Origin of the sequence: Rhodococcus sp. C1, from assembly GCF_020809065.1 — a bacterium.
In the GTDB taxonomy this organism is placed as follows: domain Bacteria; phylum Actinomycetota; class Actinomycetes; order Mycobacteriales; family Mycobacteriaceae; genus Rhodococcus_F; species Rhodococcus_F qingshengii.
In genome coordinates, this window is the sequence record NZ_CP078080.1 from 2,906,530 (window position 1) to 2,931,495 (window position 24,966).

At 63.7% G+C, this 24,966-nt stretch carries 28 protein-coding genes; 15 read left to right on the plus strand and 13 right to left on the minus strand.

Going from position 1 to position 24,966, the window contains the following annotated elements:
- Positions 1 to 56: 56 nt before the first annotated feature.
- From KTR60_RS13440 to KTR60_RS13450, 3 genes are all read right to left on the minus strand, one after another.
- Entirely contained in the window at positions 57 to 1,028 is a 972-nt protein-coding gene (locus KTR60_RS13440) for a sigma-70 family RNA polymerase sigma factor (protein WP_003942639.1), read from the minus strand.
- A 159-nt stretch (positions 1,029 to 1,187) separates the two neighbouring features.
- A complete protein-coding gene (locus tag KTR60_RS13445) occupies positions 1,188 to 2,687 on the minus strand; it encodes a methyltransferase (RefSeq protein WP_211920258.1) in 1,500 nt (499 codons plus the stop codon).
- Between the two features lie 26 nt (positions 2,688 to 2,713).
- Entirely contained in the window at positions 2,714 to 3,073 is a 360-nt protein-coding gene (locus KTR60_RS13450; protein ID WP_003942638.1) for a DUF3099 domain-containing protein, read from the minus strand.
- 83 nt (positions 3,074 to 3,156) lie between these two features.
- Between KTR60_RS13450 and KTR60_RS13455 the strand changes: the two genes are divergently transcribed.
- A complete protein-coding gene (locus tag KTR60_RS13455; protein WP_003942602.1) occupies positions 3,157 to 3,393 on the plus strand; it encodes a DUF3039 domain-containing protein in 237 nt (78 codons plus the stop codon).
- On the opposite strand, the gene KTR60_RS13460 is transcribed toward KTR60_RS13455, so the two are convergent.
- On the minus strand, positions 3,366 to 4,628 hold the full coding sequence (locus KTR60_RS13460) for a YihY/virulence factor BrkB family protein (RefSeq protein ID WP_030536891.1): 1,263 nt from the start codon (positions 4,626 to 4,628) through the stop codon (positions 3,366 to 3,368). The two genes, KTR60_RS13455 and KTR60_RS13460, sit on opposite strands and share 28 nt — an antisense overlap.
- A 256-nt stretch (positions 4,629 to 4,884) precedes the next feature.
- Between KTR60_RS13460 and KTR60_RS13465 the strand changes: the two genes are divergently transcribed.
- Positions 4,885 to 6,663 carry a DEAD/DEAH box helicase gene (locus KTR60_RS13465; protein ID WP_003942642.1) on the plus strand — a complete coding sequence of 593 codons (1,779 nt, stop codon included), beginning with the start codon at positions 4,885 to 4,887 and terminating at the stop codon, positions 6,661 to 6,663.
- A gap of 133 nt (positions 6,664 to 6,796) precedes the next feature.
- Here the strand turns inward: KTR60_RS13465 and KTR60_RS13470 are convergent, their stop codons facing one another.
- Complete coding sequence (locus tag KTR60_RS13470; protein ID WP_003942643.1) at positions 6,797 to 6,988, minus strand: hypothetical protein; 192 nt, start codon at positions 6,986 to 6,988, stop codon at positions 6,797 to 6,799.
- A gap of 234 nt (positions 6,989 to 7,222) precedes the next feature.
- Between KTR60_RS13470 and KTR60_RS13475 the strand changes: the two genes are divergently transcribed.
- The 4 genes from KTR60_RS13475 (at position 7,223) to KTR60_RS13490 (ending at position 10,180) form a co-directional block, all read left to right on the plus strand.
- A complete protein-coding gene (locus tag KTR60_RS13475; RefSeq protein WP_211920257.1) occupies positions 7,223 to 7,600 on the plus strand; it encodes a DUF952 domain-containing protein in 378 nt (125 codons plus the stop codon).
- An 86-nt stretch (positions 7,601 to 7,686) separates the two neighbouring features.
- Entirely contained in the window at positions 7,687 to 8,169 is a 483-nt protein-coding gene (locus KTR60_RS13480) for a cation:proton antiporter regulatory subunit (protein ID WP_021344116.1), read from the plus strand.
- Positions 8,170 to 8,176: 7 nt separating this feature from the next.
- Positions 8,177 to 9,349, plus strand: a complete 1,173-nt coding sequence (locus KTR60_RS13485; protein WP_003942634.1) for a cation:proton antiporter — start codon at positions 8,177 to 8,179, stop codon at positions 9,347 to 9,349.
- Positions 9,350 to 9,370: 21 nt separating this feature from the next.
- Positions 9,371 to 10,180 carry a tyrosine-protein phosphatase gene (locus KTR60_RS13490; protein WP_211920255.1) on the plus strand — a complete coding sequence of 270 codons (810 nt, stop codon included), beginning with the start codon at positions 9,371 to 9,373 and terminating at the stop codon, positions 10,178 to 10,180.
- 69 nt (positions 10,181 to 10,249) lie between these two features.
- Here KTR60_RS13490 and KTR60_RS13495 read toward each other — a convergent pair whose 3' ends face one another.
- The gene (locus KTR60_RS13495; protein ID WP_019748245.1) at positions 10,250 to 11,608 is read right to left on the minus strand and encodes an RNA polymerase sigma factor; all 1,359 of its coding nucleotides are present in this window, start codon (positions 11,606 to 11,608) and stop codon (positions 10,250 to 10,252) included.
- Positions 11,609 to 11,786: 178 nt separating this feature from the next.
- A complete protein-coding gene (gene ppgK, locus KTR60_RS13500) occupies positions 11,787 to 12,554 on the minus strand; it encodes a polyphosphate--glucose phosphotransferase (protein ID WP_042449945.1) in 768 nt (255 codons plus the stop codon).
- 169 nt (positions 12,555 to 12,723) lie between these two features.
- Between ppgK and KTR60_RS13505 the strand changes: the two genes are divergently transcribed.
- Complete coding sequence (locus KTR60_RS13505) at positions 12,724 to 13,602, plus strand: inositol monophosphatase family protein (protein WP_003942622.1); 879 nt, start codon at positions 12,724 to 12,726, stop codon at positions 13,600 to 13,602.
- A gap of 6 nt (positions 13,603 to 13,608) precedes the next feature.
- Here KTR60_RS13505 and cei read toward each other — a convergent pair whose 3' ends face one another.
- Positions 13,609 to 14,292, minus strand: coding sequence for an envelope integrity protein Cei (gene cei / locus KTR60_RS13510; protein WP_003942618.1), 684 nt, complete (start codon positions 14,290 to 14,292; stop codon positions 13,609 to 13,611).
- A 533-nt stretch (positions 14,293 to 14,825) separates the two neighbouring features.
- Between cei and KTR60_RS13515 the strand changes: the two genes are divergently transcribed.
- Positions 14,826 to 15,128 (plus strand): DUF4193 domain-containing protein, encoded by a 303-nt coding sequence (locus KTR60_RS13515; RefSeq protein ID WP_003942593.1) that lies wholly within the window; start codon positions 14,826 to 14,828, stop codon positions 15,126 to 15,128.
- An 80-nt stretch (positions 15,129 to 15,208) separates the two neighbouring features.
- Here KTR60_RS13515 and KTR60_RS13520 read toward each other — a convergent pair whose 3' ends face one another.
- Complete coding sequence (locus KTR60_RS13520; RefSeq protein WP_003942596.1) at positions 15,209 to 15,706, minus strand: DUF3093 domain-containing protein; 498 nt, start codon at positions 15,704 to 15,706, stop codon at positions 15,209 to 15,211.
- Positions 15,707 to 15,747: 41 nt separating this feature from the next.
- Between KTR60_RS13520 and dut the strand changes: the two genes are divergently transcribed.
- Both dut and KTR60_RS13530 read left to right on the plus strand, forming a co-directional pair.
- Positions 15,748 to 16,242, plus strand: coding sequence for a dUTP diphosphatase (gene dut, locus KTR60_RS13525; protein WP_003942635.1), 495 nt, complete (start codon positions 15,748 to 15,750; stop codon positions 16,240 to 16,242).
- A gap of 3 nt (positions 16,243 to 16,245) precedes the next feature.
- Positions 16,246 to 17,085, plus strand: coding sequence for a DUF3710 domain-containing protein (locus tag KTR60_RS13530; RefSeq protein ID WP_007732842.1), 840 nt, complete (start codon positions 16,246 to 16,248; stop codon positions 17,083 to 17,085).
- Between the two features lie 11 nt (positions 17,086 to 17,096).
- On the opposite strand, the gene KTR60_RS13535 is transcribed toward KTR60_RS13530, so the two are convergent.
- Entirely contained in the window at positions 17,097 to 17,822 is a 726-nt protein-coding gene (locus tag KTR60_RS13535) for an alpha/beta fold hydrolase (protein ID WP_228402220.1), read from the minus strand.
- A 138-nt stretch (positions 17,823 to 17,960) separates the two neighbouring features.
- Here KTR60_RS13535 and KTR60_RS13540 point away from each other — a divergent pair, with 138 nt between their 5' ends.
- Positions 17,961 to 18,335, plus strand: coding sequence for an OB-fold nucleic acid binding domain-containing protein (locus tag KTR60_RS13540; RefSeq protein ID WP_030536883.1), 375 nt, complete (start codon positions 17,961 to 17,963; stop codon positions 18,333 to 18,335).
- A gap of 52 nt (positions 18,336 to 18,387) precedes the next feature.
- Positions 18,388 to 19,101: a DUF3159 domain-containing protein gene (locus KTR60_RS13545; RefSeq protein ID WP_003942611.1), complete on the plus strand. Its 714-nt coding sequence runs from the start codon at positions 18,388 to 18,390 to the stop codon at positions 19,099 to 19,101.
- Here the strand turns inward: KTR60_RS13545 and KTR60_RS13550 are convergent.
- The 3 genes from KTR60_RS13550 to KTR60_RS13560 form a co-directional block, all read right to left on the minus strand.
- Positions 19,094 to 19,387, minus strand: a complete 294-nt coding sequence (locus tag KTR60_RS13550) for a GNAT family N-acetyltransferase (RefSeq protein ID WP_003942641.1) — start codon at positions 19,385 to 19,387, stop codon at positions 19,094 to 19,096. The genes KTR60_RS13545 and KTR60_RS13550 overlap by 8 nt on opposite strands.
- Before the next feature lie 33 nt (positions 19,388 to 19,420).
- On the minus strand, positions 19,421 to 20,083 hold the full coding sequence (locus tag KTR60_RS13555; RefSeq protein ID WP_003942632.1) for a potassium channel family protein: 663 nt from the start codon (positions 20,081 to 20,083) through the stop codon (positions 19,421 to 19,423).
- An 86-nt stretch (positions 20,084 to 20,169) separates the two neighbouring features.
- Entirely contained in the window at positions 20,170 to 20,835 is a 666-nt protein-coding gene (locus KTR60_RS13560) for a potassium channel family protein (protein ID WP_003942587.1), read from the minus strand.
- A 171-nt stretch (positions 20,836 to 21,006) separates the two neighbouring features.
- Here KTR60_RS13560 and KTR60_RS13565 point away from each other — a divergent pair, with 171 nt between their 5' ends.
- The 3 genes from KTR60_RS13565 (at position 21,007) to KTR60_RS13575 (ending at position 24,961) form a co-directional block, all read left to right on the plus strand.
- Positions 21,007 to 23,001: an APC family permease gene (locus KTR60_RS13565; protein ID WP_007732857.1), complete on the plus strand. Its 1,995-nt coding sequence runs from the start codon at positions 21,007 to 21,009 to the stop codon at positions 22,999 to 23,001.
- Positions 23,002 to 23,049: 48 nt separating this feature from the next.
- Positions 23,050 to 24,318: a class I SAM-dependent RNA methyltransferase gene (locus KTR60_RS13570; protein WP_007732860.1), complete on the plus strand. Its 1,269-nt coding sequence runs from the start codon at positions 23,050 to 23,052 to the stop codon at positions 24,316 to 24,318.
- 154 nt (positions 24,319 to 24,472) lie between these two features.
- On the plus strand, positions 24,473 to 24,961 hold the full coding sequence (locus KTR60_RS13575) for a MarR family winged helix-turn-helix transcriptional regulator (protein WP_003942624.1): 489 nt from the start codon (positions 24,473 to 24,475) through the stop codon (positions 24,959 to 24,961).
- Positions 24,962 to 24,966 lie beyond the last annotated feature (5 nt).

The following is a 24,966-nucleotide window of genomic DNA, read 5'->3' on the forward strand; positions in this document are numbered from 1 at the left end:
TGCGGTGCGTCAGCGCGAGTGGTGTGGCGCGCTGACGCACGTGCTGTGTTGTTTGATCAGCTCGCGTAGGACCGCAGTTTCTCGGCGCGATCGCCGACGCGGAGCTTGCCCATGACCTCACGCTCGATCTGACGAACCCGCTCACGCGAGAGGCCGAAGAGCTTGCCGATCTGATCGAGGGTGCGGGGCTGGCCGTCGTCGAGACCGTAGCGAAGTCGGATGACCTGCTGCTCCCGCTCGTCGAGCGTCCCGAGCACGCTGCGCACATCGCTGTGCAGCAGACCGGCGATGACGGCGTTCTCGGCCGAGGTCGCCTCGGAATCTTCGATGAAATCGCCCAAGGGCGCTTCTTCGTCGTTGCCCACAGGCATGTCCAGGCTTACCGGGTCGCGGCTGTGGTCGAGCAGGTCGGCAATCTTGTGCGCCGGGATGCCCGACTCTTCGGCCAACTCGTCGTCCGTGGCTTCTCGCCCGAGCTGCTGGTGCAGTTCGCGCTTGATGCGGGCGAGCTTGTTGACCTGCTCCACGAGGTGGACTGGGAGCCGGATGGTGCGGCTCTGATCAGCCATTCCGCGGGTGATTGCCTGACGGATCCACCAGGTGGCGTACGTCGAGAACTTGAAGCCCTTGGCGTAGTCGAACTTCTCCATTGCACGGATGAGTCCGAGGTTGCCTTCTTGAATCAGATCGAGGAGCGGCATGCCGCGGCCGGTGTAGCGCTTGGCCAGCGACACGACGAGTCGCAGGTTCGCTTCCAGGAGGTGGCTACGTGCCGACTGTCCCTCGCGAACGATCGTTGCGAGATCCCTCTTCTTGGCGACTGTCAGGCGCTTTCCCGTGGCAAGGACGTGGCTGGCGTACAGCCCCGCTTCGATTCGCTTCGCCAGTTCGACCTCGTCTGCTGCTGTCAGCAGTGCGGTACGACCGATCCCGTTCAGGTAGACGCGGACCAGGTCTGCGGCCGGGCTCTGGGCGTCCAGATCTGCGGCGCTCGGACGAATGCGAGTAGTGGTGCTGGGGCTTGTCATGACTTGCCTCCCTATCGGCGGTCTCTCACACAGTTCAACGTGTGAGAGTTCCGGGAAAGTTCCCGTGCCGATTTCCGCTAAATCGCCGTGACCTGCAGTTATTTCCCAGTCGTCCTGAGAAGTTGCTGAGAACACAAAAATCTGCAACTCACCGGGAACTCAGTTCGTGACGGGAAGCACCAACCCGTGCCGAACCAGCGAGACCATCATTGTGACGACGGCCTCACGTAGCTGGTCCGGGTCTTCGCCGTTCGCCGCGGCAAGAAGTTCGATCAATTCGTCGACCACCAGTCCATCCGCTCGGAGTCCGGCCAACAGCGCAGCACCGAGCTCGTCGATCTCGTGCTGCCAGTGCGGTCCGTTGCCGCGGTGCACACGCGTGACCACTTGTTGCCATCCCTCGTCACCGGGGAGGTAGACGCGTTCGAGAGCCGTGTCCGGATCGAGGACGAAGCGTTCCTCGAGGACGTCGTGTTCACGCAACCAGGCAAGACGGTCGAAGTATGCGAGCGCCTCGGCCCCGAGCGGGTCCGAGAAGCCGTGCATGAGGTCCTCGGCCATCAGGTCGGTGGGGGAGTCGGTGCGGCGAAGGAACACGAAACCGAAGCCGACGCCCTCGACATCGGCTTCTTCGAGGTGATCCAGCCAGGCGTTTGCTCTCGATGCCGTTTCCGGATCTCGAGGATCCTGCCCGCCGTCCTTGAGCCACGTGCCTACATACAGAGCCGGATCCGCGACATCGCGCTGGACCACCCAGGCATCGACGCCGTGGGCCGGCAGCCACGACGCGATCCGCGACCGCCAGTCCTGCCCTTCGACGTGCACCCAGGACGCCAACAGAGCTGCCGTGCCGCCGGGGTTCAGGTAGTCGATCGATTGCGAGATCATCAATTCGCTCGCACCGTCGAGATCGAGGCCGGAATCGCGGTACGTGTGATGGACGCGTGCCTCGCCGACGACAAACGGCGGATTGGCGACCACCTGGTCGAAGGTTCGACCCTCGACGGGTTCGAACCAGGACCCTTGAAGGAGTTCGACGTCCAGTCTGTTGAGGGCCATGGTTGCTGCCGTGAGGTCGACAGCGCGTTGATTGATGTCGGTTGCGGTGACCGAATCGGCGTACGTGTTCGCGTGCAGGGCTTGGATGCCGCATCCCGTACCGAGGTCGAGCACGCTGCCGACCCTCGCGGTGGGCGTGGCCTGCAGCAAGGACAGTGACGCATGCCCGACGCCCAGCACATGATCGGCCGTGGCCTTCTTGGGACGGATTCCGCCGTCGAGATCCGAGATCACCCAACGATCGCCGTCGCCGACGTCGATGGGGCGAAGATCCACCGCGGCCCGCACGAGCGGATTCTCACTGTCGAAGTTCTCACCTTCGAGCAGACCGGCGTCGACGCACTGCGCGATTGTCAGCGGAGCCAGCGCCGCGGCGACGTCGCCCGCCGGGCAGTCATCGGCGAGAAGGAACAGTCTGATGAGAACGCCCAGGTCCCCGAGTTCTCGGGTGGCGCGGCGCACGGGCACCGGCTCACTTCGGCCGAGAGCAGCGTGAACTTCGGGACCCAACGCCTCGAGCATGGTTCCGGTGTCGAATCGATTGCGAAGCAGAGCCTCACGCAGCGCAGGGGTGATGGACAGGAGCGTTTCGCTTCTCACCCCGTCATTCTCGCAGGCGGAACTTGTCAGCCTTCGATGGTGTGGTGCGTCGCGGATTCGATCTCGCCTGCGGTCTTCTTTCGTCCGTCGTATCGACTCGGTTCGTCCTTGGTGCGCGGTGGTCGGTCGTTGGCGATCAGGACGGCGATCCAGGGAAGCGGAATGGATGCACCGATGATGAGCATCGAGATCCAGGCGTTGGCCCAGATGCCGTACGCGATCGCCGCGAGGATCAACGCCGGGAACCGGAAGGACATGATGATCATGTACTTGCGCACTCGGGCTTTGTGCTGTTCTTCGACGGACTGCTGCGCTTCGGTGATCAGTACGGGATTGTCGGGAGTCCCGGCCTCGTCGGACCTGCCGAACGCGCCATTTCGTGCCATGACTCCACTGTTCCACTCTCGGCCGACAATTGCACACGACCCGTGGGTCGCACCGCTGTGACGGAGACGGCATTATTGGAGGGGTGAGCACTCAAACCAAGGAACGTCCCGACGTCTCCACCGACGAAACGACCGACGACGACACCCCGAAGTTCTTCCACTACGTGAAAAAGAACAAGATCGCCGAGAGCGCCGTCATGGGAACCCATGTCGTCGCGCTGTGCGGTGAGGTGTTTCCCGTGACGAAGTCCGCCAAGCCGGGATCACCGGTGTGCCCGGACTGCAAGAAGATTTACGAAGGACTCCGTAAGGGCGACTGACCTCGGGTCAGGCGAGCGGGAGTACTTCCGGAGCTCGGCGGATCGACAGCCTCGACGCAGTCGGCCGCCGGGCTCTTCGCGTCTGCGTGCGGTTCATCGCAGGGATCTTGGTCGACGCACGAGTTCTGGCGCGACTCCGATTGTCTGCTCTCGGTTTGTCTGCTGCGGGGCCGCCCGTACGAGGGGACCGTGGCCGGGTCCGCTTTGTCGCCCGAGATGCGGATCGGGCTGGTGGCCAGGTGCCAGGTCAGGTTGGTGACCGGACCGGTCTTTTCGTCGGTGTTCTGAGCCGCAAGCCACTCTCGCATCTGCTCCATCCGAGTGGCACGAGCGGGCCAGAACTCCTGAACCGTCGCGTTGAACTCGGCGCCGAGCACGACGGCAAAACCGAGGAAGAACGTGAAGAGCAGAAACGCGATCGGCGTTGCCAGTGCGCCGTACGTGTAGCCGGTGCTGGTGACGAATCCCAGGTACCAGCGCAATCCGGTGCTGGCGGCCATGAAGAACACACCGGCGACCAGGGCGCCCGCGAGCAGCCGATGCCACGGCAGCGACTTCGGCAGAGCGACTTTGTAGAGCGTCGTGAGGCCGATGATCACCAGCAGACCGACAGCGGGATAGTAGAACGTGTCGACCAGATTCGATCCGACCACGTACCAGGAGGCCGGCAGTGCTCGCCCGACGAGCGTCGGCCCCAGAGCTACCAGCGGCAGGATGAACACCGCCATCACCAGGAACATCACGTAGAGCAGCAGGGCGAAGATGCGCTGCCAGATGGGATTGCGGGCATCCTGCTGCCCGTGTGCTTCCACGATCGAGTCGACGAACGTACTGATCGCCGATGATCCCGCCCACAGGGAGAGCAGGAAGCCCACCGAGATGATCTCCGGGCGTCCGCGCTGAAGGACGTCCGTCACCGTCGGGCGGATGATCTGGTCGACGACGCTTTCGCTGAAGATCGTTCCGCTGAACGTGACGATCTTGGATTCGATGATCTCGACGGTGTTGGGTCCGAACCACCCACCGATGTAGCCGATCATTCCCAGAAGGCCGAGCAGCAGGGGAGCAAGCGACAGCGTTTGCCAGAACGCGGCCGTAGCCGCCTTTCCGAAGATGGAATCGTCCCAGGCCTTGCTCAGGGTTCGACCGATCAACTGCCCGGTGCGGCGTAGCGGATGCCATCTGCGGTGGTGCAGATCACTTCCGCTCGACTTCTCGCCTCGCGCTTCACTCATGATGTCTCCAGCATCCCTGACGACACACCCGGTTGCCCAACCATGGCGCCGACGTGTCGCACATTTCTGAGACAATTCGCGTGCAGGTCGGCAGGATGCGAGAACGGCGAAACCTCGCCGGCCGGAGTGAGAACGGCCATGAGTACGCGCTTCGAGTGCGGCTTTCGTCGGTGGCGGCGGCTAGGCTCGTCGCCGGACATTGATGAAAATTCGAGGAGCGCGAGACAACAGTGCGATTCCAGTGGAGGCGCGGCCTATGACGTCTGAGACCGTGGCAGCCGAGTTCGGCAAGTCGCCCGAACCCGCCGGAGCTCAATCCGCGGGAACCCAACCTGGCGCCCCTACCGGTTCCCTTCGTGCATGGCAGCGCCGTGCACTGACCAAATACCTTTCCAGCAGCCCGCGTGACTTTCTGGCGGTCGCAACGCCGGGAGCAGGTAAGACCACCTTCGCTCTGCGGGTAGCTTCGGAATTGCTCCGTGACCGGACGGTCGACCAGATAACCGTCGTGGCGCCGACCGAGCACCTCAAACACCAGTGGGCGGAGTCCGCACAGCGCTCCGGCCTCGCATTGGATTCGCGGTTCTCCAACTCGACCGGCCAGACCTCGAGTGACTATCACGGCGTCGTGCTGACCTACGCCCAGGTTGCCTCGCACCCGTCGAAGCATCGTGTGCGGACCGAGGGCCGCAAGACGCTGGTCATCCTCGACGAGATCCACCACGGCGGCGACGCCAAGAGCTGGGGCGACGCCATTCGTGAAGCGTTCGGCGACGCGACCAGGCGTCTCGCACTGACCGGAACCCCGTTCCGCAGTGACGACAGTGCCATTCCTTTTGTCGAGTACGAGCCGGACAAGGAAGGTCTGCTCCGCTCGAAAGCCGACCACTCCTACGGATATTCGGATGCCCTCAAGGACGGCGTGGTTCGCCCCGTCGTGTTTCTCGCCTACTCGGGCGAGGCACGGTGGCGAAACAACGCCGGCGAGGAATTCACCGCTCGACTCGGCGAGCCGCTGAGCGCCGAGCAGACGACTCGGGCCTGGCGCACGGCCTTGGACCCTGCCGGCGACTGGATTCCTGCCGTGCTGCAAGCAGCAGACACCCGTTTGGCGCAGCTGCGCAGTACCGGTATGCCCGATGCCGGCGGACTTGTCATCGCGACGGACCAGACAGTGGCCCGCGAGTACGCGAAGGCCCTGACCGCGATCACCGGCGAACAGCCGGCTGTCGTGCTGTCCGACGACCCCACCGCGTCCAAGCGAATCGCCGAATTCGGTGCGAGCGACCAGAAATGGATGGTCGCGGTCCGCATGGTGTCCGAGGGCGTCGATGTTCCCCGTCTGGCGGTCGGTGTGTACGCGACCAGCGCGTCGACTCCGCTGTACTTCGCTCAGGCGATCGGGCGCTTCGTGCGCTCGCGTCGTAAGGGCGAAACTGCCAGCGTCTTCCTGCCGTCGGTGCCGGTGCTTCTCGACCTTGCCGCACAGCTCGAGGCCCAGCGTGATCACGTACTCGGCAAGCCGCATCGTGAGAAGGACGGCCTCGAAGACGACCTGCTCGCCGATGCGAACAAGCAGAAGGACGAGCTGGGCGAGGAGGAGAAGGCGTTCACGTCCCTGGGCGCCGATGCCGAACTCGACCAGGTGATCTACGACGGATCGTCCTTCGGTACCGCGACATTCGCCGGAAGTGACGAGGAAGCCGACTACCTCGGTCTGCCAGGTCTACTCGACGCCGATCAGATGCGGGCGTTGCTGCGTCAACGCCAGCAGACACAGGTCGAGGCCAACTCGGCCAAGGCTGCCGCCCCGCAACCCACGGCGGCAGTGGTATCCGATCGAGCGGCCACGGCAGATCAGCTCGGTGCGCTCCGCAAGGAGCTGAACGGGTTGGTGGCGATGAACGTCCACCGCACCGGTAAGCCGCACGGCATCATTCACGCGGAACTGCGCCGGGTGTGCGGCGGTCCGCCGACGGCCATCGCTACTGTCGATCAGCTGACCGAACGCATCGCGATTCTCCGCAGCTGGTAGCAGCCGATACCGGTCCCGCACGCTTCGCGTGCTTGCGACCCCGGAACGGCAGAACGGGCGATCACAGTGACTGTGATCGCCCGTTCTGGCGTTCATGGCGCGCCTCGTGAAGAGGCCACCCCCGGCTGACAGGTCAGATTGCGGGTTCGCTTTCGGAGACGACGGCATTCATCTCGCGAAGTCGATCCGCGTGTTCGGTTGCGTGGTGTCCGCAGAAGAGAAGCTCGCCGCCGGTGGGAAGCACGGCGCGTACGCGTGCTCCGGCACCGCACCGGTCGCACCGGTCGGCAGCGGTCAACTGTGGGCTGGTCAGTGTTCCGGGCATGACTCCTCCGTACTGGCTTTGCGGCATTCGGGCCGCGTGCCTGGGGCCTGGTCCGCCGCGTCGGAATGGCGCGGTAGATCCACTCTTACAGACGTTTGGGGTTTACGGGTTGTTCCCGAAGGCGTTTCTTAGTGTTGTGTCTCACTGGAAATGCGCTGGGCAGGCATTCTCGGGTGAAGATTGTTCGCTGACAGCTGATTCGGATCGCCGACCTCAGCCCGATATTCTGGGCGGATGAACCCGGGACGCGAACCACTTGTCGACGAGAGCGTCGAGTTGCTCCACATGTGCACGCGCGAGGAGTGGGCGCGGGCACAACAGCTCGGTGAACGTATCCCCGACGGATTCGAGGCGGAGGGATTTGTCCACATGTCGACTCCGGCGCAAGTTCATCTCCCGGCCAATCGGATCTTTGCCGGCCGTGACGACATAGTCCTTCTGGCTATCGATCCGGCCTTGCTCGGCGGTCAGGTCAAGTACGAACCGGGTGTCCCCTCGGACCCGGAATCGATGCGATTCCCGCATCTGTACGCCCCGATTCCCGTCGCAGCCGTCACCGCTGTCGTCGAGTATTTTCCGGGCGAGAACGGCTTGTTTTCGCCGGTTCGGTAGGTCGCCGGTTGGCCGGTCGTGAACTGTGCCCCGCGGATTACGGCCCTCCCGCGATGCAGGTCACCGATCGGCGCTACCGTTGGTATATGAACGTAGAAGTCACCCCACTACCGGGGATCGGGACGCGCAAGGATTTTGTTCTGTCTTCCGGTCGTCGCGTGGGTGTCGTCACCCATCGGGACGGTCATACCGACCTCATCGTTTCCAAGGCAGACGACCCTGACGCGTGTGCTGCCTCGCTGCCTCTGACCACCGAGGAAGCGGCAGCGCTCAGCAATCTCCTGGGTGCCCCCCAGCTCGTTGCTCAGCTCGAGGAAGAGCACCGTGACCTTCCGGGCATTCGAACCAAACAGCTCTACATCAAGGACGGTTCTCGCTACGACGGACAGACCCTCGGGGACACCGGCATGCGCACGCGCACCGGAGTGTCCATCGTCGCCGTCATGCGCGCAGGACAGGTGAGCCCGTCTCCGAACCCCGACTTCACGTTCACCGGGGGAGACCTTCTCGTGGCAGTCGGAACGCCGGACGGTTTGGCTGCAGCGGCAAAAATCTTGGCCAACGGCTGACTGGCGCGTGGACACAACCACCCTCGCACTGATCGAACTCGGCGCGGTCTTCTTCGCGCTCGGACTGCTCGGACGGCTCGCTGCTCGCGTCGGCATGTCGCCGATCCCGTTCTACCTGATCGGCGGCCTGTGCTTCGGACAGGGCGGTTTCATCCAGCTCGGCGACATCGGCGAGTTCTCCCATCTGGCAAGTGAGATCGGGATCGTCCTGCTCTTGCTGCTGTTGGGGCTCGAATACACTGCGGCCGAGCTCGTCACCGGTCTCAAACGCTCGCGGGTAGCCGGCATCGTCGACATCGTCCTCAACGCCACCCCTGGCGCGGTTGTCGGCTTGATGCTCGGTTGGGGCGTCGTGGGGGCGACGGTCATGGCCGGCGTCACCTATATCTCGTCTTCGGGAATCATCGCCAAGGTGCTCAGCGACCTGGGGCGCCTCGGTAACCGCGAGACACCGGTCGTGCTGTCGATTCTGGTGTTCGAAGACCTGGCGATGGCGCTGTACCTGCCGATTCTGACCGCGATGCTCGCGGGCGTGAGCTTCATGGGCGGGCTCGAAGCGGTCGGGATCTCGTTGTTGGTCATCACCGTGGTTCTTGTCGTGGCCCTCCGATACGGACGGTACGTCTCCGCCCTCCTCGACAGTCCCGACAGTGAGACGCTCCTGCTCAAGCTGCTCGGTGCCGCACTGTTGGTCGCCGGCATCAGTTCGGCGATGCAGGTGTCGGCGGCTGTGGGCGCATTCCTCCTCGGAATCGCGATCTCGGGGTCGACGGCGCACAATGCCAGTCGCGTGCTCGAGCCCCTTCGAGATCTGTTCGCCGCAATGTTCTTCGTGGTCTTCGGTCTCAACACCGATCCCAGTTCCATTCCGCCAGTCCTCGGATGGGCCGCGATCCTGGCAGTGGTCACGGCGATCACGAAGCTGGTAACCGGCGCCTGGGCGGCCAGACGTCAGGGTGTCGCGCGAATGGGTCAGGCGCGCGCCGGTGCCGCTCTGATCGCCCGCGGTGAGTTCTCCATCATCATCGCAGGCCTCGCGGTGTCCGCAGGCGCCGTCGACGCCGAACTTGCCGCATTGGCAACTGCTTACGTGCTCCTGATGGCGGTCATCGGCCCGGTGGCGGCAAGAGTTATCGAACCGGTCGCCTCGTTGTACATCAAGGTTCGTACGAAGTCCTGATTGCGGTCCTATTCTGTCCGGATGTCGAACAGAATCGCCCGTCCCGCCGCGACCGCTCTGTGTGCGCTGATCATCTCGTGTGCACCGGTCCCGGCGCTCGCCGGTGGAATTCCCGCTCTCGACCACGCCGGACCAACAGCTGCGCAGGTTGCCGCGGATCGATCGCTACACCTCGGGGGTGCGTCGAACGCGCGTGACATCGGTGGCTACGACGCCGCGGACGGGCAGACCGTTCGGTGGGGGAAGGTATTTCGCTCGAATGCCCTCGACAAGCTGACACCGTCGGATCTCGCGTCGTTGAGCGAACGCGGAGTGGAATCGGTCGACGACTTCCGTACGGTCGTCGAACGAACGCTCTCGCAGGATCGCCTTCCGAACGGGGCGCGAAGCAACTGGTTCGACGTCATCGGAACCAACCCCGCCAACCTCCCGGCGCTGGTGGACATGCCGACGATGTACGCGTTGATGGTGACCGATCCGGGGGCGAGCCGCGCATTCCACGACGCGCTGGTGAACGTCGCGAACACCGACGGTGCAGTCCTCTACCACTGCTCGGCGGGCAAGGACCGTACCGGTTGGATGACCGCGGTTCTCCTGACCGTCCTCGGCGTGAGTCGCACCGACGTGAACGCCGATTACATGCTCAGCAATCAGTACCTCACCGGACCCCGCACGGGGAGCGCGTTCATCGACGGCGTCGAACAGTCTTGGCTGGACACGTCTTTCGCCACGGTGGATCGGGTGTACGGCAACTTCGACAACTACGTCCGGGACGGCCTTCAGTTGAGCGAGGACGATGTCGCACAACTCCGGGACACACTCTTGGTCTGAGGCGACAAACGCACAAGAGCCGCTCTCCGGCGATCCGGAGAGCGGCTCTTGTGCGCATAGCTGGTGTGACTAGTCGAGGTAGTCGCGCAGAACCTGCGAACGCGACGGGTGGCGCAGCTTCGACATCGTCTTCGATTCGATCTGGCGGATACGCTCACGCGTGACGCCGTAGACCTGTCCGATTTCGTCTAAAGTCCTCGGCTGACCGTCGGTGAGACCGAAGCGGAGGCGAACCACGCCGGCTTCGCGCTCGGACAGCGTCTCGAGTACCGACTGCAGCTGATCCTGCAGCAAGGTGAACGAGACGGCATCGACTGCGACAACAGCTTCGGAGTCCTCGATGAAGTCACCGAGCTGGCTGTCGCCCTCGTCGCCGATGGTCTGGTCGAGAGAGATCGGCTCACGCGCGTACTGCTGGATTTCCAGCACCTTCTCCGGCGTGATGTCCATTTCCTTGGCGAGCTCTTCCGGCGTGGGCTCACGGCCCAGGTCCTGGAGCAGCTCACGCTGGATACGGCCGAGCTTGTTGATGACCTCGACCATGTGTACCGGGATACGGATGGTGCGAGCCTGGTCGGCCATTGCGCGGGTGATGGCCTGACGGATCCACCACGTGGCGTAGGTCGAGAACTTGTAACCCTTGGTGTAGTCGAACTTCTCGACTGCACGGATCAGACCGAGGTTGCCTTCCTGGATGAGGTCCAGGAACGCCATGCCGCGGCCCGTGTAGCGCTTGGCCAGCGAGACGACCAGGCGGAGGTTGGCCTCGAGGAGGTGGTTCTTGGCGCGGTTGCCGTCGCGGCAGATCCAGCTCATGTCGCGTCGCTGAGCCGCAGGCAACTTCTCGCCCTTGTCAGCGAGGTCCTGCATGATCTGCACGGCGTAGAGGCCGGCCTCGATGCGCTTGGCCAGTTCGACTTCCTCTTCGGCGTTGAGGAGTGCGACCTTGCCGATCTGCTTGAGGTAGGCGCGAACCGAGTCGGCGGACGCCGTCAGTTCGGCATCCTTGCGTGCCTGGCGGAGAGCCTCGGACTCTTCCTCGTCCCAGACGAAGTCGCCGGAAGCCTTGTCCTTCTCGGACGGCTCTGCAGCGGTCTCTTCGTCTTCGCCGACTGCTACGACCTCGACGACATCGGACTCGACCTCGGCAAGGTCGCCGTCCGTGATGTCGATGTCTTCCAACTCGACATCGCCGTCTTCGGCGTCAGGATCGCCGGCCTTCTTGGGGCTGGCCTTCTTAGCTGCTGCCTTCTTGGCCGGAGCTTTCTTGGCCGGAGCCTTCTTTGCTGCTGCCTTCTTGGCGGGGGCCTTTTTCGCCGGAGCCTTCTTGGCTGCCGGAGCGGTGACGGTGGCCGCCTCCACGGCTGGAGATTGTGGCTCTGACTCTGATGGAGAATCAGCAGTCTGACGTGTATCGGTGGCTGCCACGTACGCCCTTTCGTGACGGTGTCGTGCGGCGTCACGCCAGAGTGGTGATCCGGCGGAGAGGTCAATGGTTGTTGGCCGGCGCGCAGCCGGACTTCACCATTGTAACGACTCTCAGGAAACTCTTACGTCACGGCGGGCCGTAACAGGTAGATTTTCCGCTTTTCACGTGCGGGTTTTCTCATCCGGCGACGGAGGCCGGCCTGGTCAGTCCGACCGATGCGAGCGCAGCTCCCGCAATTCCCGCGGTGTTGAGAAGGGTGGCGGGGACGACCTTGGTGCGGTTGGTCAGATGCGGAATCCACTTCTCGTGCTTGCGGCTGATACCGCCTCCGGCGATGAAGAGATCTGGCCAGAGCAGGTTCTCGAAGGTGGTCAGAACTCGCGAGACCTCGACGGCCCACTCCTTGTAGCTCCAGTCCTTCTTCTCCTTCACCGACGACGCCGCCCGGTGCTCGGCTTCCTTGCCGTCGACCTCGAGGTGACCGAACTCGGTGTTGGGCAACAGAACTCCGTTGTGCAGCACGGCAGATCCGATTCCGGTGCCGAAGGTCAACAAGATCACGACGCCGGAGGTGTCCTTGCCCGCTCCGAACGAGTCCTCGGCGATTCCGGCAGCGTCGGCGTCGTTGAGGACGGTGACCTCGCGCCCGCCCAGCGCCTTGCCGAACAGGGCGGCGGCGTCGGTGTCGATCCAGGACTTGTCGATGTTCGCGGCGCTTCGCGCGACGCCGCCGGTCACGACAGCGGGCAAGGTGATGCCGACCGGACCGGTCCACTTGGCCTGCTCGACGATCTCGGCGACAGTGCCCGCGATCGCATCGGGTGTGGACGGCTGCGGGGTCAGGATCTTGATGCGGTCACCGATCATTTCCCCGGTGCTCAGGTCGATCGTGCCGCCCTTGACGCCGCTGCCGCCGACGTCGATCCCGAAACCTGTGGTTGTCATCGTCCTGCGCTCCTGAGTGTCGAATTCGAGGTCACGATCTACCGTTGCAAACACTAACCCGAACAAGGACCCGGGCGCGTCCTCTCGAACCGCCCACCTCGAGACGTTCGAGTGGTGCCCCTCGGTAGAGATGTGTTGCGATGGTCCGGTGCGCCCTTCAGAAAGAACGTTGCCCGACTTTTCCGCCGATTCTCTGGACCCCGCACAGTTGCGGGAAGTAGCCGTAGCCGTCGCCGAACGCGCAGCCGAACACGTCCGCTTGCGTCGGCCCGAGGTATTCGGCCTGGTGGGTTCCGGTGCCGCCGAGGGTGGTTCGGTTGCGGCGAAGAGCACGCCCACCGATCCCGTCACGGTGGTCGATACCGAAACCGAACAGGTGATTCGCGACCTTCTGGCGCAATGGCGGCCTGCAGATTCGATCCTGGGTGAGGAAGGTGGCGGAGACACCGACGATTCCGCGGGAGTTCGATGGGTTGTCGATCCCATCGACGGCACGGTGAATTTTCTCTACGGAATCCCCGCGTTCGCCATCTCGGTGGCCGTACAGATCGACGGGGTCTCGGTAGCCGGGGCTGTCGTCGACGTGTCGTTGGAAACCACGTACGCCGCGCATCGGGGCGGCGGTGCAACCATGACCACGGCCGACGGCGTCGTCAGCGACCTGCAAGCCAATGAGGTGACCGAGCTGTCAATGGCGCTGTTGGCCACCGGCTTCGGTTACGGAGCGGATCGCCGGAAGGTGCAGGGCACGTTGATCGGGCAGATCCTGCCGCAGGTTCGCGACATCCGACGCATCGGTTCGGCGGCTTTGGATCTGTGCATGGTCGCCACCGGCCGGGTCGACGCTCACTTCGAACACGGACTGAGTCCGTGGGACTGGGCAGCTGGCTCCCTGATCGCTTCCGAAGCGGGCGCCGTCATCAACGTCCCGGCGTCAAATTCCACGTCGGCCGACGGTGATGTCGTTTACGCAGTCGCTCCGGCGATCGCCGAGCAGTTCGCGCACATGCTCGGAGCTACCGGCGCAGATCAGCCGATTCCGAGCTGAGGCTTGTCAGCAGCGCGCCGTGCGCGCTGCTTTGAGCAGTGCGATGTCCATGGGGGCGACTTCGGCGTTTGCGGGTTGCTCGGCCAGAGCATGCAAGATCGCGGTGGCGTCGGTGTTGGGGGTCAGGGCGCCCTTGTTGTAGGTGCCGAGAGCCAGGTCGACGGTGTCGTCGCCGCGGCCGTCCTGGACCAGTTCGGCGCAGGGGGCGACCAGCCAGACGGAACTGGCGGCGGCGAGGCCGTTCGCTCCGAATCGGATCTGACCCTGGCACTCCATGTTCTGGTCGACGTAGACGGGGTCGTTTCCGACCTGGACGTCCGGCGCGCTGGAGAAGCCGAACTCGCTCAGTTGCGCTGCCACCTGGGCCGCCTGGCCGTGTTCACCGTTGGCGTTGAACACACGAACCTTGGTGGCGGCGAGGGGAGCGGGATCCACGTCGAGCAGCTTCGAGCGGTCGACGACGGTTCCCAGCGGTAGTGGCGCCGCTGCCGAAGGATCGGACGAAGGTTGCGGCAGGTTGCAGGCGACGGTGTCACTGACTTCCGCCTCGGCGCTCAGGATGCGGACCCACAAGACACTGCCGATCAATGCGAGTACCGCGAACACGGCGATCACCGGCCACGCGCGCCGACGGCGGAACGGACGTCCCTGGTCATCGGTAGAGCTGCCTTCGGTGATCAGAGAAACCACGGTATCCCTCGACTTTCTTGACGAAACTTCTACTTCGCCATCGGGCCGAGCGGCGCCGGCATGACGTTCGGTGCCTACCTTAGAGGGCCTGTGTGACGAGACAGCCGAAGCGAGGCTCGACGCGTCGAGTCCTTGTCGATTGCGAAACGGCAGTTGGCCGATTACCGGCCTGTTTCTACCCGGATTCGGCCCGAAAACATCGTGGAAAGGTCACAGCTTGCTCTTGCCTTGGTGACAATTCGCAGTCATTTTTCGGAAATTTCCGATTCGGTTACTACTTTCGTGCTCACGTCGGCTACTGTCTGGCGGCCCAGGTCGTTCAACTGGGCATCGGCCGGACGCCGAAATGACAACCAAATGAGGCGCAGATCACGTTCTCGGAAGGAACTTCCGGGCACTAATTCCGGTCCTGCAGCGTTATGCAGCGACAGGGAATGATCTGGATGCCACGGCGGTTTCCATGCGCATCAAGGATCTACCGGATTCTCGGCGCACACGGGACCGGGATACACGAAGAGGATGGGGTAGACGAGATGGCAACTGACTACGACGCACCGAGGCGTACAGAGTCCGACGAGGTTTCGGAGGACTCGCTCGAGGAGCTGAAGGCGCGACGCAACGAAGCGCAGTCAGCCGTCGTCGACATCGACGAGACGGACACCGCGGAGTCCTTCGAGCTGCCGGGTGCCGACCTTTCCGGCGAGGAACTCTCGGTTCGAGTTGTTCCGAAGCAGGCAGACGAGTTCACGTGTTCGAGCTGCTTCCTGGTTCATCACCGCAGCCGCCTGGCCAGTGATGCCAACGGACAGCTCGTATGCATGGACTGCGCTGCCTGATCTCCCTTCCCGGTGGTCGACCCGTCAGCGCGAGGGTCGACCAAGGGTCGGGAAGTACTGCTTTGCTGTGACCGCGCTGGTCAGAGATCCAGCGCAGCCAGCAGATCAGCGGGACGACGTGTGCTCACCAACCAGTACGGCGTGGGATCCTCCGGGTCGTCGAGCACGATCAACACCATTGTCTTGACCCATGGGCGATGCTGGACGAACGCCGACGGATCGAGTTGGCGCCCCATCGCAGCACTCTTCGCGGAAGCCGGCACTGCTGCCGCCCGTGAAATCAATTCGACCGGCAGGTGGGCTCTACCCACGTGCAGTTCCTTCACCCCTGCTGTCTCCACTACCTCGACGCGCATCCGGCTGAGCCAGAATGCCGCCCAGATCGGGATCGGGAGTAGTACGACGTACGCCAGGTACGAGAGAAGCCCCGGGCGGCCCATGTGGACCTCGGCCGCGAGGAGTCCGGCTACGGCCAACCCGGCGATCCACCACCAGATCGGCACCCACAGGCGCTCGGAGTACAGCGTCGTGGACGGGGGCGTTGTGGTGGCGACGTCAGGTCGAGATGTTTCGGGCACCTGTCAAGGATAGTCCGTCGCTACGAGTAGTCTTGGCCCACGTGAGCGACCATCTCTCCATCGCCTTGAAGCGACTGGATCCAGACCTGCCCGTTCCACAGCGTGCGCATCCCGGAGATGCGGGTGTGGATCTGTGCTCCACCAGCGACGTCACCATCGAACCCGGCCACCGAACACTGGTCGGAACGGGGATCGCGATCGCTTTGCCGGTGGGCACCGTCGGGTTGATCCATCCGCGTTCCGGACTCGCCGCCAAATCGGGACTGTCGATCGTGAATGCGCCCGGAACCGTGGACGCGGGATACCGGGGCGAACTCAAGGTCTGCTTGATCAATCTCGATCCGGCCACAGCCATCGACATCCGCCGCGGTGACCGAATCGCTCAGCTCGTGGTTCAACGAGTCGAACTTCCGGTTTTCGAGGAAGTCGAATCGCTGGACGACACGACCAGAGGAACCGGAGGCTACGGTTCCAGCGGCGGGCACGCGATACTCGATACCGATGCGCCTGGCGCGGTAGTCGGAGAGGGAGTCTGAATCATGTTCGGACGCAAGAAGAAGACAGACGTCGACGAGGAAACCACCAGCTTCTTCGGTGACGAGAACGACGAGTCGGTGGAGATCGACGAGGTCGAAGACGATCTCGAAGTCACCGGCGACGAGTTCGGTGGCGAATCGGAAGGCCCTTACGACATCTCGGAGATCGATTCCGACGATCCGACGGCAGGCCGTGACGGTCAGCGTCTTGATCTCGGTTCCGTTCTGGTGCCGATGCCGACCGGCGGGCAGTTGCAGGTCGAGATGGCGCCCAACGGTTCGCCGCAGGCCGTGCACCTGGTCACCGAGCACGGCCGCATCACGGTTGCTGCCTACGCCGCCCCGAAATCGCCCGGTCAGTGGCGTGAGGTCGTTGCCGAGCTCGCGCAGTCGCTTCGCGACGACAATTCCGCGGTGAGCGTCGAGAACGGCCCGTGGGGCCGTGAACTGGCTGCTGTGACGGCCAACATGGACCTGCGGTTCATCGGCGTCGACGGTCCCCGGTGGATGGTGCGCTGCGTGGTCGCGGGTCCGAGTGGATCCACCGCCGCGAACGCCCCTCTGGTGGCAATCGCACGGGACATCTTGCGTGACACCGTCGTCAACCGAGGATCAGAGCCGCATCCGGTGCGGACACCGCTGCCCGTGGTGCTCCCGCAGGTGCTCGCCGAGCAGTTGGCGGCCGCACACGAGCAGCAGTTGGCGGCAGCGCAGCAGCAACAGGTCGCCGCCCAGCAGCAACAGCAGTCAGCACCGCCCGCTCCGCCGGCACCTCCAGCACGGCCGACCCCGCCGCCTCGTAGCGGCGAATCCGGTTCTGCCATGCAGCAATTGGGTCAGTAACAGGATTTTCTTCAGGCGCTCGCGGTGGTATCGGATTCGATCGCCGCGAGCGCTTTGATGCAGGTGGACCCGAGAACCGCGGGGTCGCGCCCGATCATGTCGAGCGTCGTCGTGGCGACTGCGCCGCGGGGGAGTGAAGCCGCCCAGGCCTGCGCCACTGACGCGGGATGAACCGGATCGTCCATCGCCGACGCAATGCCGACCGGAACGCCTACCGCCCGTAGCGCGCTCTCGCCGAGTGAGTGGTACGACGCCGCCTCGTCGAGCGCAGCCGGGAGATCGGGCCACTGAGAGCGCCAGGAGCGCTCGAGTTCGGCTCCGAGCCACGCCGGACTCGACGCGAGCATCGCAGCGATCACCGACTCCAAGCCTTCGGAGCGCAGTTGCCCGGCGGTGAACCGCGCGCTCGCTGCTGCGGGGGCGTCGTCGGCCGAGCCCGTCCAGGCCGGAAGCGCTGCCAACACACTCACGGTTCGATCGGGATTGTCGGCGGCCCACTGGAGTGCAACGGCCGCTCCGATCGAGACCCCTCCGACGATGATTCGGCCGTGCGTGTCCGCGGCTCTGTCCATCGCGTCCAGATAGCCGTCCACGACACGCCGAGGGTCCGGTTCAATTGCGACGATGCGCACACCCAGAGTCTCCAGCGGCGCCCGGAATGCGCGGTCCGCGAAGTGGGCGTCAGAGCCTGTACCTGGGAGAACGACGGCAACGGTCGCCAATTCCGAGTTCTGCATCTCTTGATCTTGCCCGGTGCCCCCGAGACGCGGACTGACCGGTGTGGTTACACGCTCGTAATGGGTCTACAGTGGCGATCACACAGCCCTTCACGTGACGCGAAACCCTTGCGTCACACATGTTCGCAGGAGCGCGCAATGGCACCCGCCGCCGCAGGATATTTTCGTCGACTGACCCAGCGTCTGACCGAGGACGTCGACCAGTTGGACGCCCAGGAGATGGCCGAGTCCAACAAGGCTTCCGGAGGTCAGAAGGCATGCGATTGTCGTCGCGGTGAAGAAGTCACGATGGTGGGCCGGCTCCGCAGCGTCGACGCGTGTCCCAAGTCGGGAAATGCCAGCATCGAGGCCGAGTTCTTCGATGGCACCGAGATGATCAATCTCGTCTGGATCGGGCGTCGCCGGATCCCGGGAATCGAGACCGGTAAGACCCTGCTGATCCGCGGTCGTGTGGGCGAGCGTGACGGTCGCAAGGCGATCTTCAACCCTTACTACGAACTGCGCGGCGAATAGGCGCGTTTCCCGCATTTACCGTGCAACTCGGTGACTGTGGCACCCTCGACAGGTGACTGAAACACAACAGCGATCGGTAATCGACCAACTCGGCGGGCTGAGTGGTCTGATCTATTCGTCTTTGCCGATTCTGATTTTTGTCCCGGTCAACAGCATCTGGAATCTCACCGCGGCAATCTGGGCCGCATTGGGCGTCGCTGTCGCTATCGCGGCCTGGCGCCTCTTCCGCAAGGATTCCCTCCAACCCGCTATTTCCGGTTTTCTCGGAGTCGGAGTTTCCGCATTCATCGCCTACCGCACCGGCGACGCCAAAGGATATTTCCTCTTCGGTATCTACACGAGCCTCGCCTACGGTGCGGTCTTCCTGATTTCCATCCTCGTGCGCTGGCCCCTCGTCGGAATCATCTGGGGTTATCTCAACGGGCACGGCAATCTCTGGCGCAAGCACAGCTCCGCCGTCCGGCTCTACGACGTCGCGACGGCAGCGTGGGCGTTGGTCTTCGGTGCGCGGTATCTCGTTCAGTCACAGCTCTACGACACCGACCACACCGGATGGCTCGCAGTCGCGCGTATCGGCATGGGGTGGCCGTTGACCGGTTTGGTGCTGCTCGTGACGGTCTGGGCTGTGCGTAAGGCCGATCGCATCGTCGAGCCTGAACCGGTTGTGGAGCCCGAAAGCAGCGAGCCCACCGCCACGGACGCAGGGTCCGAAGAGGTGGGCTCGGTGAATCTGACGAAGCCGCGCGAAGACCGCGATCTCAGCTGATCAGGTCCTGGTACTCGGGGTGCTTGTCGAGGAACTTCACGACGTACGGGCACACCGGATGAACCTTGAGGCCGCGTGCTCGTAGGTCGTCCAGAGCCTGGCGGACGAGAACCCCGGCCAATCCGAAACCTTCGAAGGCGGGGTAGATCTCGGTGTGGTTGAACGAGACGACGTCACCGGAGGTGGTGTAGTCCTCAATCCCGGCGAGGTCGCCGTCGGCATGGATCTCGTACCGGCTCTGGGCCGGATTGTCGGTGACTACGGTGTTTTCGGGCGCTTGTGCCATGTGATTCCCTTTCGTCGTCAGTGTGTTCGTCGGTCAATTCTCCAGGCGGAGTGCAACGCGCAACTGATCCTCGGCGTCGACGGCCGCAACGAAGAGCAGTTCGTCCCCGCCTTCGATGGGATCGTCCATCTGCGGGACGATCACGCGTCCGCCACGCAGGATGGTGACCAGTGCGCAGTCTCGCGGAAGTTCGAGTTTCTTGACGGCTTTTCCGGCAAGAGGTGTGTTGTCGGGCAACGTGATCTCGACGAGGTTGGCCTGTCCCTGCCGCAATGTCATCAGTTTGACCAGGTCACCGACCGAGACGGCCTCTTCGACGAGCGAAGCGAGCATCCGCGGTGTCGAGACGGCGACGTCCACGCCCCAGGACTCGTCGAAGAGCCACTCGTTGCGGGGATCGTTGACGCGGGCGACAACTCGGCGAACACCGAACTCGGTTTTCGCGAGCAGACTGAGGACCAGGTTTGCCTTGTCGTCTCCGGTCGCGGCAATCACGACCTCGTACGACTCCATCGACGCGTCCTCGAGTCTGCTGAGTTCGCAGGCGTCCGCGTGCACCCACTTCGCCTCGGGCACCGACTCCGGTTCGATGTGATCGAGTTTGCGTTCGATCAGCATGACGTCATGTGAGCTTCGAATCAGCTCTCGCGCAATGGAACGGCCTACGGCGCCGGCTCCGGCGATGGCGACCTTCATCGAGAACTTCCAATCACGTTGTAGTGCAACACAGTCGCAGTCTTGTTGTGGGGGGCGGCGTACGGATCAGTCATCTGCGGCCTCCCTCAGTCGTCGCTCGGCGGCGGGTTGCCTGCCAGTGCGACAGCTTCGGCGACGGTTCCCGACACGGCGGCGATGTAGACCTGATCGTCGGCCTGGATGACAGTCTTGCGGTCGGGGAGAATGCCGGTCCCGAAGCGGATGATGAAGGCGACTCTCGAACTGGTCGCGCCCTCGAGGAGCGCGATCGGCTTGCCCGCCCAATCCTCGTGCAGGGCAAGTTCGGTGATGGCGACAGTGCCCGAAGGATCGCGCCACTTCGCAGTCTGACTTTCCTTGGTCAACGTGTGCAGGAAACGATCCGTCGACCACGGCACGGTGGCGACCGTGGGAATGCCGAGTCGCTCGTAAACGGCGGCACGCTTGGCGTCGTAAATACGTGCGACGACGCGTTCGACGCCGAAAGTCTCGCGTGCGACTCGCGCTGCGATGATGTTGGAATTGTCTCCCGAGGACACCGCGGCAAAGGCGTCGGCCCGCTCGATTCCCGCCCGGACCAGCACGTCACGGTCGAACCCCATTCCCAGAACCTTGGTTCCCGGGAAGTCGAGATCGAGACGCAGAAACGCACTCTGATCGCGGTCGATGACGGCGACCTCATGTCCGATCCTGGTCAGAGACGCGGCGAGGGAAGAACCCACTCGACCGCACCCCATGATGACGACATACACGCCCTACTCCGTTCATGGACCCTCATGGCGCGATTGCACGCCGAATCGAACGGTACAGCCCCTCACGGGAAGAGCAAGTACAACGGTCGCCCGCGTGCCGGTTGTCACGACAAAAGGTGAAGTTGGGGCTCTGATGACTCCGAATCGGGCGAGACGGCTTACGCTTTGCACGTGTCTAAGCTCTCGACCGCTACCAAGCGGCTCCTGCTCGGTCGGCCGTTCCGAAGCGACAAACTCGGGCACACGCTGCTACCCAAGCGAATTGCACTACCGGTCTTCGCGTCCGACGCGATGTCGTCCGTCGCGTATGCCCCCGAAGAAATCTTCCTGGTTCTCTCCGTCGCGGGTATTTCCGCGTATGCGTACACCCCCTGGATCGGATTGTCCGTCGCCATCGTCATGGCTGTGGTGGTGGCGAGCTACCGCCAGAACGTCCACGCATACCCCTCCGGTGGCGGCGACTACGAGGTCGCGACGGTCAACCTCGGCCCGACCGCCGGTCTGACCGTCGGTAGTGCGCTGATGGTCGACTACGTGCTGACGGTCGCCGTGTCGATCTCGTCGGCGGCGTCGAACATCGGCTCGGCTCTGCCGTTCGTCGCGCAGCACAAGGTGTTGTTCGCGGTTGCGGCGATCGTGTTGCTGACCGCGGTCAACCTTCGCGGTATCCGTGAATCGGGGACCGCGTTCGCAATTCCGACCTACGCATTCATCGTCGGCATGTTCCTGATGCTCGGGTGGGGATTCTTCCGGATCTACGTCCTCGGTGAGGATGTGCACGCGGAATCGTCGTCGTTCACGCTCAACGCCGAGGATTCGCATCTGTACGGAATTGCCTTCGCGTTCCTGATCGCCCGCGCATTCTCCTCGGGCTGTGCCGCACTGACCGGCGTCGAGGCCATCAGCAACGGCGTACCGGCGTTCCAGAAGCCGAAGTCGCGCAACGCTGCCACGACCTTGCTGCTGCTCGGGTCGATCGCCATCGTCCTGCTGATGGGCATCATCATCCTGGCTCAGAAAATCGGCATCGTCTACGCACACAATCCGCAGGAACAGCTGGTCGGAGCGCCGGAGGGCTACCATCAGAAGACCTTGATCGCGCAGATCGCCGAAGCCGTGTTCAGTGGTTTCCCGATCGGTTTCTTCTTCATGGCGATCGTCACGGCACTGATCCTGGTTCTGGCCGCGAACACCGCGTTCAACGGCTTTCCGGTACTCGGATCGATCCTGGCGCAGGATCGGTACCTACCGCGTCAGCTGCACACGCGCGGCGACCGACTGGCATTCAGCAACGGAATCCTCTTCCTCTCCGGTGCTGCCATCGCATTCGTCGTGGTGTTCGGCGCCGAGGTCACCAAGCTCATCCAGTTGTACATCGTCGGCGTCTTCGTCTCGTTCGTGCTCAGCCAAACGGGCATGATCAAGCACTGGACTCGGCATCTGAAGTCCGAGACCGACAAGGCGCAACGGGCCCGTATGCAGCGCTCGCGAGTGATCAATTCGATCGGTCTGGCAATGACCGCCACCGTCTTGATCATCGTTCTGATCACCAAGTTCGCTGCCGGCGCATGGATCGCCATCGTTGCGATGGTCGCGATCTTCATCGTGATGAAGATGATCCGCAAGCACTACGACAGCGTCGCAGCCGAGCTCGAGGAGCAGGAGTGGGACGGCGTACTGCCCAGCCGCACGCACTCGATCGTGCTCGTCTCGAAGTTGCACATGCCGACGATGCGAGCTCTCGCCTACGCGCGAGCAACGCGACCGGACACCCTCGAAGCCATCACGGTCAACGTCGACGAGCCCGACACCCGCGCACTCGTGCGTGAGTGGGAGAAGAGCGACGTGACGGTTCCGCTCAAGGTGATCGAGTCGCCGTACCGCGAAATCACCAAGCCGGTTCTCGACTACGTCAAGCGTGTACGACGCGATGCTCCGCGTGACGTCGTCACCGTCTTCATTCCCGAGTACGTCGTCGGACACTGGTGGGAGCAGATCCTGCACAATCAGAGCGCGCTTCGTCTGAAGAGTCGTCTGCTTTTCCAGCCCGGCGTGATGGTGACCAGCGTTCCGTGGCAGCTGAGTTCGTCGGCAAAGGCGAAGCCGCTCGACATCGAGAAGACCGCAGGTGCCACGCGTCGCGGTTACGACACCGGCGAGAAATGATCACCGGCGAAAAATGATCGGCAACATCGAAATGGCAGGCGTAGTTCGTTGAGTGAGAATTGGACCGGACAGACCTTCGAGGTCGATCTGGGCAACCCCGGTCACGGCGGGTTCGTCGTCGCCCGGCACGAGGGGCGGGTCGTGTTCGTCCGTCACGGTTTGCCAGGGGAGCGGGCGCTGGTCCGGGTGACCGAGGACAAGGGCGGATCGTTCTGCCGCGCCGACGCGATCACCGTTCTCGACGCTTCTCCGCATCGGATCGATCCGACATGCCCGATCTCCGGCCCGGGCGGGGCGGGCTGCTGCGACTACTCGCACGCGGATCTGAGCGTCCAACGTGAGATGAAGACCTCGGTCGTGCGGGAGCAGCTTCTGCGACTGGCTCGTGTCGAATCGGACGTCGAGGTAGAGGAACTGCCCGGAACCGGAGACGGAACGGGTTGGCGCACGCGAGTCCGGTTGGCGGTGGACGGGCACGGTGTCGCCGGATACCACGCGTACCGCAGCAACCGGATCGTCACAGACCTGCGGTGCACCCAGATCGATCAGAGCGCGTACGACGGTCTCGGCGGTGCGCAGTGGGCGCCAGGTAGCGAGCTGCAGGTCGTTCTCGACGCTGCGGGCGAGCGGCACGTCGTGGAAATCGCGGCACCCGCGGTGTCCAAGACGGGACGGCGGACGCCCGGGCGACGCGGCGCGATGGCACGCCGAGCGGCAAGCGGCGGCCCGCGAAAGACCCGAGTTGCCATCGGATCGGACACAGTGATCGAGCGCGTCGGCAATCGAGAATGGGCGCTGGCCGCGACCGGTTTCTGGCAGGCCCATCGCGGCGCTGCGGCCACTTACTCACAGGTGGTCGGGGAGTGGGCCGGAGCCGCTACCGCGGACACGGCCTGGGATCTCTACGGCGGTGTCGGCGTGTTCGCAGCAGCGCTCGCCGAGCTTGTCGGGCCGTCCGGCGTGGTGGAGTCCGTCGAATCTTCGGCGCGTGCAGTCGCGGACGGGCAGGCAGCGCTGTCCGATCTCGGTCAGGTGCGCTTCCACAGCGCCCGCGTCGAGAACATCATCGCGGATCTGGAGCGTTCGCCTGCTGTCGTCGTGCTCGACCCGCCACGTGCGGGAGCCGGCCGTCCGGTCGTGGAAGCTCTCGCCGCAACGGGCGCTGAGCGGATAGTCCATATCGGGTGCGACCCGGCGTCGTTCGGTCGCGATATCGGCCTCTACCTGGAGCAGGGCTTCAGAATCGGTGGCCTCCGGGCGTTCGACGCGTTCCCCCAGACTCACCACATGGAGTGCATCGCGCTCCTCGAACGCTGAGACGTCCCGAAATCTTTCCCTGAAACGGTGTGACGCTTCTCGCGTTCACAACAGTTGCTTGCATTACGCAACTAATCGTATAGTTTCGTTCTGCAAGTAGTTTTCCGTTTTCAAGTCACGGCTCGTTCGGGCCACTCGAATTCAGGGGTAGGCAATGTCGGTACAGCCGGAGACGGCCCAAGCGCTCGTCGACACGATCTTCATGTTCGGCAGATCGCTGCGAGCCGCGGTCACCACCGGTGCAGACAGCCTGCTGCCGCCTGCGCTGGTCAGTGTGTTGTTCATGCTGGCAGCGCGTGGGGAGTGCCGACAGAACGAATTGGCCGTCGATCTGTGTGTCAGTCAGTCGTCGCTCAGCCGACAAATGTCGGATCTGGTCGACGCTGGGTATGTCGAGAGAAATCCCGATCCGGCTGACAAGCGGGCGTTCCGCATCCGAGTATCGGAAGAGGGACACGACGTTTTACGGAGAACCACGCAGCGGCGTGCGGCGCGTTTGCGCAACATGCTCGAAGACTGGAGCCAGGAAGAGGCCATGGCCGCAGTGACATCGCTGCAACGTCTCAACGAGACGTTCGGCGCATCGAATCGGCAGGCCTCACCGGCAGTTCCGCACACGGGCGTAGAAAGTATTGGGAGATAAGGCAC

Bases quoted from the DNA above. Each gene is read 5' to 3' on its own strand.
- KTR60_RS13440 (WP_003942639.1), bottom strand. From the start codon at position 1,028: ATGACAAGCCCCAGCACCACTACTCGCATTCGTCCGAGCGCCGCAGAT.
- KTR60_RS13450 (WP_003942638.1), bottom strand. From the start codon at position 3,073: ATGGCACGAAATGGCGCGTTCGGCAGGTCCGACGAGGCCGGGACTCCC.
- KTR60_RS13460 (WP_030536891.1), bottom strand. From the start codon at position 4,628: ATGAGTGAAGCGCGAGGCGAGAAGTCGAGCGGAAGTGATCTGCACCAC.
- KTR60_RS13465 (WP_003942642.1), top strand. From the start codon at position 4,885: ATGACGTCTGAGACCGTGGCAGCCGAGTTCGGCAAGTCGCCCGAACCC.
- KTR60_RS13470 (WP_003942643.1), bottom strand. From the start codon at position 6,988: ATGCCCGGAACACTGACCAGCCCACAGTTGACCGCTGCCGACCGGTGC.
- KTR60_RS13475 (WP_211920257.1), top strand. From the start codon at position 7,223: ATGAACCCGGGACGCGAACCACTTGTCGACGAGAGCGTCGAGTTGCTC.
- KTR60_RS13480 (WP_021344116.1), top strand. From the start codon at position 7,687: ATGAACGTAGAAGTCACCCCACTACCGGGGATCGGGACGCGCAAGGAT.
- KTR60_RS13490 (WP_211920255.1), top strand. From the start codon at position 9,371: ATGTCGAACAGAATCGCCCGTCCCGCCGCGACCGCTCTGTGTGCGCTG.
- ppgK (WP_042449945.1), bottom strand. From the start codon at position 12,554: ATGACAACCACAGGTTTCGGGATCGACGTCGGCGGCAGCGGCGTCAAG.
- KTR60_RS13515 (WP_003942593.1), top strand. From the start codon at position 14,826: ATGGCAACTGACTACGACGCACCGAGGCGTACAGAGTCCGACGAGGTT.
- KTR60_RS13530 (WP_007732842.1), top strand. From the start codon at position 16,246: ATGTTCGGACGCAAGAAGAAGACAGACGTCGACGAGGAAACCACCAGC.
- KTR60_RS13535 (WP_228402220.1), bottom strand. From the start codon at position 17,822: ATGCAGAACTCGGAATTGGCGACCGTTGCCGTCGTTCTCCCAGGTACA.
- KTR60_RS13540 (WP_030536883.1), top strand. From the start codon at position 17,961: ATGGCACCCGCCGCCGCAGGATATTTTCGTCGACTGACCCAGCGTCTG.
- KTR60_RS13550 (WP_003942641.1), bottom strand. From the start codon at position 19,387: ATGGCACAAGCGCCCGAAAACACCGTAGTCACCGACAATCCGGCCCAG.
- KTR60_RS13555 (WP_003942632.1), bottom strand. From the start codon at position 20,083: ATGAAGGTCGCCATCGCCGGAGCCGGCGCCGTAGGCCGTTCCATTGCG.
- KTR60_RS13575 (WP_003942624.1), top strand. From the start codon at position 24,473: ATGTCGGTACAGCCGGAGACGGCCCAAGCGCTCGTCGACACGATCTTC.